This window comes from Burkholderia sp. AU4i (assembly GCF_000466765.1).
GTDB classification, from domain to species: Bacteria; Pseudomonadota; Gammaproteobacteria; order Burkholderiales; family Burkholderiaceae; genus Burkholderia; species Burkholderia cepacia.
In genome coordinates, this window is the sequence record NZ_ASSI01000318.1 from 1 (window position 1) to 10,704 (window position 10,704).

Sequence of the window (10,704 nt, forward strand, 5' to 3'; positions counted from 1 at the left end):
CGGGCCGGCGGCCGGCGGCGCCGCGCCATGCCGCGGCGCGCGGATCGTCATTGCGCGCCGGCGTAGATCCATTCGAGCAGCGTGTCGTGCGCGGCGCGTGCGGCTTCCGCGTGATCGTTGTTGATGAAACTGACGACGATGTAGCTCTGGCCGTCGGCGCCGGCAACGTAGCCGGCGATCGCGCGCACGTCGCGCAGCGTGCCGGTCTTGATGTGCGCGTTGCCGAGCACGCCGGCGTTGGTGAGGCGGTTCTTCATCGTGCCGTCGATGCCCGCGATCGGCAGCGAATCGATGAAGGCCTGCGCGACGGGGCTCGCGTTCGCGGCCTGCAGCAGCGCGGCGAGCGACAGCGCGCTCACATGCTCTTCGCGCGACAGGCCCGAGCCGTTTTCGAGCACGAGGTCGGGCATCGCGATGCCGTTCTTCTGCAGGAACGCCTGGATCACGCGGCTCGACTGCTCGGGCGTCGCGGGCGGCCTGCCGCCGACCGCGCCGATCGTCAGGAACAGGTTGCGCGCCATCACGTTGTTGCTGAACTTGTTGATGTCGTAGACGATGCTGCCGAGCACCGGGCTGTGATGCACGGCGAGCGGCCGCGCGGTGGTCGGCACCTTGCCTTCGCTCACGGGCCCCGTGATCGTGCCGCCGTCCTGCTGCCACAGCGCGAGGAAGCCGCGGGCGAAGAACGTCGTGTGATCGAGGATCGCGAGGTTGGTCGTGTGCGCGCCGCAACGCAGCGGGTAGTCGCCGGCGAACGAAGCGGTCATGATCCCGCCGCCGGCCGTCAGCGTCGGTCGCGCGGCTGCGGCGGCCGCGCTGCACGAGCCCGAGCCTTCGACCAGCTGGTTGTCGATCGACAGGTCCGCGAGCGGCGGCAGCACGTCGACGGCCACCTTGCCGTCGTCGCCCGGCGTGACGGTGAACGACACGGCCTTGAACGCGTACAGCAGCGGATCGGGGCCGACGTTGTACGGCGCGCTCGCATCGTCGTCGAACGAAGGGAGATCGCGCGTCGTCGCCGCGAAGTAGCTCTTGTCGAGCACGAGGCCGCCGGCCACGCGCTTGACGCCGGCCTTGCGGAGCTTGTCGACGAGGTCGATCAGCTCTTCGGGCACGAGCTTCGGATCGCCGGTGCCCTTGATGTACAGGTTGCCCTGCAGCGTGCCGTCGGGGTCGACCGTGCCGTCCGTGTAGGCGGTCGTGCGCCAGCGGTAGTCGGGGCCGAGGATCGACAGACCCGAGAAGGTCGTCACGAGCTTCATCGTCGAGGCGGGCAGCATCGGCCGGCTTGCATTCCACGCGATCAGCGGTTCCGGATCGCCGACGCGCTCGACGACGACGCTCATCGCCGACGCCGGCACCTTCGCGCGCTGCAGCGCGACGAGCACGGACGCCGGCAGGCCGGCCGCGCGCGCGGCCGGCGACACGACCGTGGTCTTGCGCGCTTCCTTGTGGGATTTCTTGCGGGCCTGCGCGGCAGGCGCGAAGGCGAGGGCCGTGCAGGTGGCGACGATGGCGGCCGCCCGCAGGCAGACGCGGGCGCGGGGGGCGAACCGGTTGGAAAGATCGGAAATCGGCATGAGCGAATACGGGGAAAGCACGACGTTCGGGCAGGGCGCGCGCGGCGCCAAAGCGCACATTGTAGAGACAAGTCCGGACAGCCCCCTTGCAATCCGCCTTTCTGTTGCATTGCACGGTGCCGCGCGCCGGGTTCGCGGCGCTACAATGGTCGGCGTGTTTGACTCGCCCCATGGATGCCTGTCCCGATGCGGATTCTGCTTGTCGAAGATGATCGAATGATTGCCGAAGGCGTGCGCAAGGCGCTGCGCTCGGACGGCTTTGCAGTCGACTGGGTGCAGGACGGCGACGCCGCACTGACGGCGCTCGGCGGCGAGACGTACGACCTGCTGCTGCTCGATCTCGGGCTGCCGAAGCGCGACGGCATCGACGTGCTGCGCACGCTGCGCGCGCGCGGGCTGGCGCTGCCGGTGCTGATCGTCACCGCGCGCGACGCGGTGGCCGATCGCGTGAAGGGCCTCGACGCGGGCGCCGACGACTACCTCGTCAAGCCGTTCGACCTCGACGAGCTCGGCGCGCGAATGCGCGCGCTGATCCGCCGCCAGGCGGGGCGCAGCGAATCGCTGATCCGCCACGGCGCGCTGACGCTCGATCCCGCCTCGCACCAGGTGACGCTCGACGGCGCGCCGGTCGCGCTGTCCGCGCGCGAGTTCGCGCTGCTCGAGGCGCTGCTCGCGCGGCCCGGCGCGGTGCTGTCGAAGAGCCAGCTCGAGGAGAAGATGTACGGCTGGGGCGAGGAGATCGGCAGCAACACGGTCGAGGTCTACATCCACGCGCTGCGCAAGAAGCTCGGCTCCGACCTGATCCGCAACGTGCGCGGGCTTGGCTACATGGTCGTCAAGGAAAGCTGACGCGTGAGGTCGATTCGTCATCAATTGCTGATCTGGCTGCTCGCGATCGTCGTCGCGGGCGTGGGCATCGCGGGCTGGCTGATCTACCGGCAGGCGCTCGCGGAGGCGAACGAACTGTTCGACTACCAGTTGCAGGAAATCGCCGCGGCGCTGCCGTCGGAACCGTTCTCGCAGGTATTCGGCTCGCGTACCAACGGCGACGAAGGCATCGTGATCCAGATCTGGAACCGCAACGGCGTGCTGATGTACTTTTCGCATCCGCGTGCGCCGATCGCGCCGCGCGCGGAGCTCGGTTTCTCGACCGAGCGCACCGATCGCGGCGAATGGCGCGTGTACGGGGCGATCGTCGGCGACAACGTCGTGCAGCTCGCGCAGCCGCTGTCGGTGCGCAACCGGCTCGCGGCGAACGTCGCGCTGCGCACGCTGTGGCCGCTGATCGTGCTGCTGCCGTTCCTCGGCGCGGCCGTGTGGGTGATCGTCGGGCGCGGGCTCGCGCCGCTCGGCCGCGTGACGCGCGCAGTCGAGGCGCGCCGGCCGGAAGCGCTCGATCCGCTGCCCGATGCGCGCCTGCCGCTCGAGGTGCAGCCGCTCGTGCGGGCGCTGAACGGGCTGCTCGCGCGGCTGTCGGCCGCGCTCGACACGCAGAAGGCGTTCGTGGCCGACGCCGCGCACGAACTGCGCACGCCGCTCGCGGCCGTGCAGATCCAGGCGCAACTCGTCGCCCGCGCGAAGGACGATGCATCGCGCCGCGAGGCGGTCGCGGATCTCCAGGATGGCGTGTCGCGCGCGACGCGTCTCACGGAGCAACTGCTCGCGCTGGCACGCGCCGAACCCGACGGCGCGACGATGCGCGAACCCGTCGACCTGCAGGCACTGCTCGCCGAATGCGTGGCTGCGCTTGCGCCGCTCGCGCAGCGGCGCGACATCGATCTCGGCTTCGAGGAGACGCACGCGGCGAGCGTCGTCGCGGACGTCGGCGCGCTGCGCGTGATGTTCGGCAACCTGCTCGACAACGCGGTGAAGTACACGCCGGACGGCGGCCGCATCGACGTGTCGCTCACCCGCGACGCGGCCGGCCGCGCGTGCGTGCAGATCGGCGACAGCGGGCCCGGCATCCCGGCCGACGAGCGCGAGCGCGTGTTCGACCGTTTCTACCGCGACAGCTCCGCGCGGGCGCGCACCGATGTGTCGGGCAGCGGGCTCGGGCTCGCGATCGTCAAGCGCGTGGCGGCGCAGCAGGGGGCGACGGTGTCGCTCGGCGACGCGGCCGCGGGCGGCCTGCTCGTCAGCGTCGTGTTCCGCGACGCCGAGATGCCGGCCGAGGCGCCGCAGCCTTCCGAATCCGTGTGACGCGTGCCGCGTGCCGCCGGGCGGGCGCCGGCGGCCGCTTAAGCCCCGCTTAAGGCTGATTAAGCCTCCTTTAAGTCAGGGTCGTTACGCTGCGTCCTAACAAAGAGGAGGTCCTACGATGAATACCCGATTCCTTGCGCGCGGCGCCGTCGCGGTCGCCGTGGCGGCCGCCCTGTCCGCCGGTTATGTCGCCGGCACCCGCCGCGCCGATCCGCAGATCATCACGCCCGCGCAGGCTGCCGCGCTGATGCCGGCCGAAGCGGCCGCCAAGACCGGCATTCCCGATTTCTCCGGGCTCGTCGAGACTTACGGCCCGGCGGTGGTGAACATCAGCGCGAAGCACGTCGTGAAGCAGGTGTCGCGGCGCGTGCCGCAGCCGCAGCTGCCGATCGATCCGAGCGATCCGTTCTACCAGTTCTTCAAGCACTTCTACGGCCAGGTGCCGGGCATGGGCGGCGACGCGCAACCGGACGACCAGCCGAGCGCGAGCCTCGGTTCCGGGTTCGTCATCAGCTCCGACGGGTACATCCTCACCAATGCGCACGTGATCGACGGCGCGAACGTCGTCACGGTCAAGCTGACCGACAAGCGCGAATACAAGGCGAAGGTCGTCGGCTCGGACAAGCAGTCGGACGTCGCGGTGCTGAAGATCGATGCGAGCGGCCTGCCGACCGTGAAGATCGGCGACCCGGCGCAGAGCAAGGTCGGCCAGTGGGTCGTCGCGATCGGCTCGCCGTACGGCTTCGACAACACGGTCACGTCGGGCATCATCAGCGCGAAGTCGCGCGCGCTGCCGGACGAGAACTACACGCCGTTCATCCAGACCGACGTGCCGGTGAACCCCGGCAACTCGGGCGGCCCGCTGTTCAACCTGCAGGGCGAGGTGATCGGCATCAACTCGATGATCTATTCGCAGACGGGCGGCTTCCAGGGCCTGTCGTTCGCGATCCCGATCAACGAGGCGATCAAGGTGAAGGACGAACTCGTGAAGACGGGCCACGTGAGCCGCGGCCGCCTCGGCGTCGCCGTGCAGGGGCTGAATCAGACGCTCGCGAGCTCGTTCGGACTGCAGAAGCCGGACGGCGCGCTCGTCAGCTCGGTCGATCCGAACGGCCCGGCCGCGAAGGCCGGTCTGCAGCCGGGTGACGTGATCCTGTCGGTCAACGGCTCGCCGGTTGCCGATTCGACGTCGCTGCCCGCGCAGATCGCGAACCTGAAGCCGGGTTCGAAGGCGGACCTGCAGATCTGGCGCGACAAGTCGAAGAAGTCGATCAGCGTGACGCTCGGCGCGATGGCCGATGCGAAGCTCGCGTCGAACGACGGCGGGCCCGTCGAGCAGGGGCGTCTGGGCGTCGCGGTGCGTCCGCTGTCGCCGCAGGAGCGCAGCGCCGACAACCTGTCGCACGGCCTGATCGTGCAGCAGGCCGGCGGGCCGGCCGCCAACGCGGGTATCCAGCCCGGCGACGTGATCCTCGCGGTCAACGGCCGCCCGGTCACGAGCCCCGAGCAGTTGCGCGACGCGGTCAAGGGCGCGGGCAACAGTCTTGCTCTGCTGATCCAGCGCGATAATGCCCAGATCTTCGTGCCGGTCGACCTGAGCTGACCGGCCACGGCCGACGGCCGGCCAGGCCGGCCGCGGCGGGCGCCGCCGCCGCTCGAATGCGTGACGCCGCGCCCTGTATGTGTTCCGACCCCAAGGAGAGAGCCATGCAATATCTACGCAACGTGTCCCGATTTGCCGTCGCCGCGGCGCTGGCCGCCGGCCTCGCGGCCGGAGCGTCCGGCGCGTACGCGCAGTCGGACGGTTTGCCCGCCGCGGGCCAGCAGGGCGACGTCACCTTCGTGTCCGGCGGCGTCGGGCAGGACGAGTCGACGGCGTTCCAGCGCAACGAGCCGAAATGGCCGCTGGCGCTGCGCTTCACCGGCAAGGGCGGCGAGTTCCTGGCCGACGTTCATGTGCGGATCGTCGACGGCAAGGGCAACGAGGTGCTGAAGACCGACGCGCGCGGGCCGTACATGCTCGTGAAGGTGCCGCCGGGCCGCTATACGGTGCATGCGTCGTACCAGGGCAACGAGGAATCCCGTGCCGTCACGGTCGGCGCGAAGGGCGGCGCGAAGACGGCGTTCCAGTGGAGCGCGCAGTAGCCTGCCGCGCGCGGCGCCGGCCCGGGTCGCGCATTCGGCTGCGGTTTCGCCCATAATGAAAGCCACGGCACCCGTGCCGTGGCTTTTTTCGTTTCCTGAGCCCGGCCTGCCGGGTCGTCCCAAGGAGAAACGATGTCCGACGCAGCCGACCCTCGTCTCGAAATCGTGCCGAACCGTCATCGCGTGCGCGTGATCCATCGCGGCATCACGTACGCCGATTCGCACGGCGCGCTGACCGTGCGCGAAACGGGCCTGCCGGACATCCACTACCTGCCGCGCCGCGACGTCAACATGCGCCGGCTCGTGAAATCCGGGGTCACGTCGGTCTGCCCGTTCAGGGGCGAGGCCGTGCATTTCGACTTGCAGACGGAAGACGGCGTGATCGAGAACGCCGCATGGAGTTACGAGGAACCGAAGGAGGCTGCGTCGGCGCTCGCGCTCTACGTCGCCTTCGACGCCGCACGGATCGACAGCCTCGTCGAGACATCCTGATGCGGCGCGTGTTCACCGGGGAGGCGTCATGGAACTGAACGACACATTGCGCATACCGCTCGCGCCGCCCGTCGTGCGGGAGGCATTCGAGGATCTCGCGCTGCTGCGCGCGAGCTTCGATCATTGCGAATCGTTCGTGAAGCTTGCTGACGGCGAATTCGCGCTGACGATCACGGTGCCGCTCGGCCCGCTGCGCGCCCGCTACGACGTGCGTGCGCACGCGGCCGCCGAGCAGGGCGATGCGGAAGGCCAGCCGCGCCGCGTGCTCAATTTCAAGGCACGGGCCGACGGGCTCGGCGCGCTGCGCGGCCAGGTCGAACTCGTGCTGACGCCGGATGACGACGCGAACGCAACGCGTATCGAGTACGTGGTCTGGGCGACGGCGAGCGGCCCGCTCACCGAGCTGCCGGGGCGGCAGATCGAAAATACGCTGCGCGAATGGACCGACGATTTCTTCCGTGAATTCTGCGCGGTCGTACAGGCGAAGCACGGCCTCGCACCGAATCGCGCGCGCTCGGCCGTGCCGCGGCGCCAGCACGTGTTCCTGCGGCCGGCGTCGCTGGTGGCCGCGACGAAGCGGGCGCTGCCGCCGCACCTCGGCGGCGCGCTGACCGGGCGTGCCGCCAGCGCACTCCCGCATCGCGGCTCCGGCACGGTGCCCGTGTGGGCGTGGGCCGTGATGATCGTCTTCGTCGCGCTGCTGCTCTACGCGGCGCGCTGGATCAACGGCGGCTGAGCGGCCGGCCGTTTCCGCTGCGAGGCTCGCCCGCCGCGCGCCTACCGCGCGGCATCGGCGCCGGCTCCGGCGCCGCGAAATTCCCTTCGATACGCCGACGGCGACGTGCCGAGCGCGCCCGCGAAATGCTGGCGCAGCGACACGCTCGACCCGTAGCCGGCCGCCTGCGCGATCGCATCGATCGACTGCCCGGTGGTTTCCAGCAGATGCTGCGCACGCGCCAGCCGCTCGGCCTGCAGCCACGCGGTGACGGTCGTGCCGGTCGCCTGGCGGAAGTGGCGCGTGAACGTGCGCCGGCTCATCAGCACGCGTTCGGCAAGCGAATCGACGCTGTGCGCGGCGTCGAGATGCGCGCGCACCCAGTCGAGCAGGCCCGCGAGCCGTGCATCGCGCGGGTGCGCGGCGACCGGCTGCGGCACGTATTGCGCCTGCCCGCCCTGACGGTGCGGCGGGATCACGAGGCGGCGCGCGATCTGGTTCGCGGCGTCCGAGCCGAAGCGCCGCCGCACGACGTGCAGGCAGCAGTCGAGCCCCGCGGCCGTGCCGGCCGACGTCATCAGGTTGCCGTCGTCCACGTACAGCACGTCCGGATCGAGCTTCACGCGCGGGAAGCGTTGTGCGAAGTCGTCGGCCCATGCCCAGTGCGTGGTGGCCGGGCGGCCGTCGAGCAAGCCGGCCGCGGCGAGCACGTACGCGCCGAGGCACAGCCCGACGAGCTGCGCGCCGCGCGCGGCGACCGCGCGGACGGCGTCGAGCAGCACGTCGGGCGGCGCTTCGTCCGGGTCGCGCCACGCCGGCACGATGACGATGTCCGCGTCGTCGAGCCCGTCGAGGCCGTAGGGCGCGGTGATCGTGAAACCGCCCGTCGTCGACAGCGGGCCGCGCTCCGCCGAGCAGACGCGAAACTCGAACGCGGGCGACGCGGCTGCATCGCGCTCCTTGCCGAACACGACGGACGGCACCGACAGGTGGAACGGGCTGATGCCGTCGTACGCGATCACGGCAACGACGGTCGGGGCAGGCCGGGTGGACGAGGCGGCGGTCATGGCGGGCTCCGGATGGGTGATGGCCCGATTCTATCGAAGAATGGCTATCGGGCCACTGTCCACGTGAGCGACGCGCCCCGACAATGCATTGCATCGCGCCGCTGACCACCCCGTTCCGGGGCGGGGCCGCGCCCCTGGACCAGGAGCCCGCCATGTCGAACGCCGTCCCGCATTCCGTTTCCCATTCTGCTTCCCGCCGCGCACTGATCGTGATCGACGTCCAGAACGAGTACGTGACGGGCAACCTGCCGATCGAATATCCGCCGCTCGACGTGTCGCTCGCGAACATCGGCCGCGCGATCGATGCCGCGCATGCGGCCGGCGTGCCCGTGATCGTCGTCCAGCACGTCGCGCCGGCCGGCGCGCCGATCTTCGCGCCCGGCACCGACGGCGTCGCGCTGCACGCGGTCGTCGCCGGCCGGCCATACTCGCACCTGATCGAGAAGACGCACGCAAGCTCGTTTGCCGGGACCGACCTTGCAGCGTGGCTCGATGCGCACGGGGTCGACACGCTCGCGGTGGCCGGCTACATGACGCACAACTGCAATGCATCGACGGTCTATCACGCGGCGCATGCGGGGCTGAATGTCGAATACCTGAACGACGCGACGGGCGCGCTGCCTTACGAGAACGAAGCAGGCGCGGCGAGCGCCGAAGAGATTCACCGCGCGTACGCGGTGGTGTTCCAGTCGAATTTCGCGGCCGTGATGTCCACCGATGCGTGGATCGCGGGGCTGGCAGGTGCGCCGATGCCGAAGCGCGATTCGGTCGCCGCGTCGAACCGGCGGGCCCGCGCGCAGCGCGCGAAGGCCGCCTGAACCGGGCGGGGAGAAGGGACGGCGGGTTGGGCATCGGCGCGATGGCCGGCCCGCCCGATGAAACGAAGACCCGAATCGCTGGCGAACGCGCGTCGCGCGATCATTCGCCGTCCTTCAGCATCGCCGGGCTGTAGCGCAGCATGTCGAAACAGCCGTCGACGAGCTTTTCCGCATGCTGCTCGGCGTCGATCTCGTCGGGCAGCATCAGCATGTCGCGCACGAAACCGCTGACGAGCGTGTGCAGCATCAGCGTCGCGCGCCACGTATCGAGCCGCTCGGGCAGCAGCTTGAGTTGCACGGCCACCGCGAGATCGGCGTCGATCGCGTGCAGGGCCTCGCTCATCCCCGCGCGGTTGCGCTGCAGCAGCGGCTCCAGGTCCGCGACGTATTCGCACTTCATGAACAGGATGCTGAACACGCGGCGCAACTGCGCGTCGCGCTGCACGCCGAGCAGGCACCAGATCAGGATCTGGCGGATCTTGTCGAGCGGATTGCCGCCCGGCGCGTCGAGCGGCATCCGCTTCAACTCGTCGATCGGCAGAAACACGCGGTCGAACATCGCGTCGAACAGTTCGCTCTTGTTCGCGAAATGCCAGTAGATTGCGCCGCGCGTCACGCCGGCATGTTGCGCGATGTCGGCGAGCGACGTGTGTGACACGCCTTTCTCGAAGAACACGTGCTCGGCGGCGTCGAGAATGCGATTGCGCGTCTCGAGCGCCTCCTCCTTGGTACGTCTGACCATGTGCAGGCCTGATTGGATCGATCGTAGGTGAATATAGGGTCTGCAACCCTCTGCGCGGTCATATAGACTGGCTAGGATCGCGGCTGGTAACAATCCGTAAGACTGGACAGCCGGTCGCGCACAAGCGGGCTTTTTACATACATTCATGAATGTATATACAATACCACCCTACGATCGAATGACCCAAGTGGCAATCAGTTAATATCCCACTCTGCTGATTCCCGCCAAAGTACCAGTCCGCAGTTGCGGGGCATCCTGTCGGCACGGAGGTTTCGTGCCGCTTGCTGTATCTAGCAGTCCAGTAATTCAGGTGTTCGATCTGCGCCGTGAGGCGCATCCGTGTTGCGCTCGCTCCGGTCGGGTGTGGCACTTATTCCATTGGTTATACACAGAGGTCGCTCCATGCGCGTCGAACGGGTTCCATACCGCTTAATCACTGTCGCGACGGCCGCCGTTTTCCTGGCCGCGTGCGGGAAAAAAGAATCGGCACCGCCGCCGCAAACGCCGGAAGTCGGCGTCGTCACCGTCCAGCCGCAAGCCGTACCGGTCTTCACCGACCTGCCGGGCCGCACCAGCGCGTTCCTCGTCGCGCAGGTCCGCGCGCGGGTCGACGGCATCGTGCTGCGTCGTGAATTCACCGAAGGCACCGACGTCAAGGCCGGTCAGCGCCTCTACAAGATCGACCCGGCGCCTTACATCGCCGCGCTGAACAGTGCAAAGGCAACGCTCGCGAAGGCGCAGGCGAACCTCGTCACGCAGAACGCGCTGGTCGCACGCTACAAGGTGCTGGTGGCCGCGAACGCGGTCAGCAAGCAGGACTACGACAACGCGGTGGCCACGCAAGGCCAGGCCGCGGCGGACGTCGCGGCCGGCAAGGCGGCGGTCGACACCGCGCAGATCAACCTCGGCTATACGGATGTCGTTTCGCCGATCACCGGCCGCGTCG

Annotated in this window: 12 protein-coding genes; 9 read left to right on the forward strand and 3 right to left on the reverse strand. The window is 69.2% G+C overall.

What is annotated here, in order from left to right; all coding sequences use genetic code 11:
- Positions 1–47: 47 nt before the first annotated feature.
- Entirely contained in the window at positions 48–1,580 is a 1,533-nt protein-coding gene (gene dacB / locus L810_RS41515; RefSeq protein ID WP_042978297.1) for a D-alanyl-D-alanine carboxypeptidase/D-alanyl-D-alanine endopeptidase, read from the reverse strand.
- On the opposite strand from dacB, the gene L810_RS48230 reads away from it, so the two are divergent.
- From L810_RS48230 to L810_RS41545, 7 genes are all read left to right on the forward strand, one after another.
- Positions 1,579–1,800, forward strand: coding sequence for a hypothetical protein (locus tag L810_RS48230; RefSeq protein ID WP_162175317.1), 222 nt, complete (start codon positions 1,579–1,581; stop codon positions 1,798–1,800). The genes dacB and L810_RS48230 overlap by 2 nt on opposite strands.
- Positions 1,767–2,429, forward strand: a complete 663-nt coding sequence (locus L810_RS41520; protein ID WP_021164091.1) for a response regulator — start codon at positions 1,767–1,769, stop codon at positions 2,427–2,429. The genes L810_RS48230 and L810_RS41520 overlap by 34 nt, the downstream gene beginning before the upstream one ends.
- Positions 2,430–2,432: 3 nt before the next feature.
- Positions 2,433–3,779, forward strand: a complete 1,347-nt coding sequence (locus L810_RS41525) for an ATP-binding protein (protein ID WP_021164092.1) — start codon at positions 2,433–2,435, stop codon at positions 3,777–3,779.
- A 118-nt stretch (positions 3,780–3,897) separates the two neighbouring features.
- Positions 3,898–5,382 carry a DegQ family serine endoprotease gene (locus tag L810_RS41530; RefSeq protein ID WP_011353057.1) on the forward strand — a complete coding sequence of 495 codons (1,485 nt, stop codon included), beginning with the start codon at positions 3,898–3,900 and terminating at the stop codon, positions 5,380–5,382.
- Between the two features lie 104 nt (positions 5,383–5,486).
- A complete protein-coding gene (locus tag L810_RS41535; protein WP_021164093.1) occupies positions 5,487–5,924 on the forward strand; it encodes a carboxypeptidase-like regulatory domain-containing protein in 438 nt (145 codons plus the stop codon).
- 132 nt (positions 5,925–6,056) lie between these two features.
- Complete coding sequence (locus L810_RS41540; RefSeq protein WP_021164094.1) at positions 6,057–6,416, forward strand: DUF427 domain-containing protein; 360 nt, start codon at positions 6,057–6,059, stop codon at positions 6,414–6,416.
- 28 nt (positions 6,417–6,444) lie between these two features.
- A complete protein-coding gene (locus L810_RS41545; RefSeq protein WP_021164095.1) occupies positions 6,445–7,152 on the forward strand; it encodes a CoxG family protein in 708 nt (235 codons plus the stop codon).
- Between the two features lie 41 nt (positions 7,153–7,193).
- On the opposite strand, the gene L810_RS41550 is transcribed toward L810_RS41545, so the two are convergent.
- The gene (locus L810_RS41550) at positions 7,194–8,198 is read right to left on the reverse strand and encodes a helix-turn-helix domain-containing protein (protein ID WP_021164096.1); all 1,005 of its coding nucleotides are present in this window, start codon (positions 8,196–8,198) and stop codon (positions 7,194–7,196) included.
- A 152-nt stretch (positions 8,199–8,350) separates the two neighbouring features.
- Between L810_RS41550 and L810_RS41555 the strand changes: the two genes are divergently transcribed.
- A complete protein-coding gene (locus L810_RS41555) occupies positions 8,351–9,016 on the forward strand; it encodes a cysteine hydrolase family protein (protein WP_021164097.1) in 666 nt (221 codons plus the stop codon).
- 100 nt (positions 9,017–9,116) lie between these two features.
- On the opposite strand, the gene L810_RS41560 is transcribed toward L810_RS41555, so the two are convergent.
- On the reverse strand, positions 9,117–9,758 hold the full coding sequence (locus L810_RS41560) for a TetR family transcriptional regulator (protein ID WP_021164098.1): 642 nt from the start codon (positions 9,756–9,758) through the stop codon (positions 9,117–9,119).
- 402 nt (positions 9,759–10,160) lie between these two features.
- Here L810_RS41560 and L810_RS41565 point away from each other — a divergent pair.
- Positions 10,161–10,704, forward strand: a 544-nt coding sequence (locus L810_RS41565; RefSeq protein ID WP_042978298.1) for an efflux RND transporter periplasmic adaptor subunit, incomplete at its 3' end; no start/stop codon positions are given.